This is a genomic window from Pseudomonas lundensis (assembly GCF_001042985.1).
GTDB classification, from domain to species: Bacteria; Pseudomonadota; Gammaproteobacteria; order Pseudomonadales; family Pseudomonadaceae; genus Aquipseudomonas; species Aquipseudomonas lundensis.
Map to the genome: position 1 here is coordinate 1 of NZ_JYKY01000082.1, position 741 is coordinate 741.

1 protein-coding gene and 1 pseudogene are annotated in these 741 nt (G+C 59.9%); one reads left to right on the forward strand and one right to left on the reverse strand.

The annotated features are described in order from the left end of the window. Nucleotides 1–98: pseudogene (locus tag TU74_RS25210) on the forward strand (cytochrome C oxidase subunit IV family protein); the annotation flags it as partial. Nucleotides 99–618: 520 nt separating this feature from the next. Here the strand turns inward: TU74_RS25210 and TU74_RS24860 are convergent. Then, nucleotides 619–741: hypothetical protein (locus TU74_RS24860; protein ID WP_241485610.1), on the reverse strand; the 123-nt coding region annotated here is incomplete at its 5' end.

The following is a 741-nucleotide window of genomic DNA, read 5'->3' on the forward strand; positions in this document are numbered from 1 at the left end:
AACTGCGCCACGCCCCGCGCCTGTGGCGTCGGTTGATGCTGAGCTGGGCGCTGGTATTGGCGGCCGTTGTCGGGCTGACGCTCGTGTTGTTCCGTTGAAGAGCTCATTGATGAGCATGGGTATCCGCACTCGGTAAAAGTGTGGGAGGAGGCTTGCCCCCGATGAGCATAGGTATCTACACAACTTTTATATCAGCCGACCCGAACGTAACCACGATGCGAAGCGAGCCGCTCTTGATCTTGATCTGCTTTTGATTTTAGGCGCCCCGTTAAACCACGCTTGCCGGAATTCGACAGGGATTTGGGGGGTAAACCGGCAGGGATGCCGGTTTAGCCGCCCCGCGCCATGGATGGCGCGTGGCGGCGGCCCCCCAAATCCCTGTCGGATTACGGGCACACCGAGCCTGGGCGAGGTGCCGAGTGGTGGGGCAAGAGCCTTTTGGTTACTTTTGCTCTTTTCAAAAGTGACCCGCTGTAAAAGCGGAACCATAAGTAGCCATTGCCCAAATAACGGATATGTACTCGATCAAATCCAACATCCTGGTGGGCCCAGGCCGCCATCGGGAGCAAGCCCCCTCCCACATTTGCACTGCCGTGCTGTGTTTTTGCTCGGCTGGGGCTAACGCAGCGCCGCAGCCCCACTGCAAGCCTGCCCCGCCTGCTCACAAATCTGCCAGCCACCGCCCAGCGCCTTGTAGATCCCGACCACCGCCAAGCGCTGCTGGGTGCGCGCCGCCGTTAA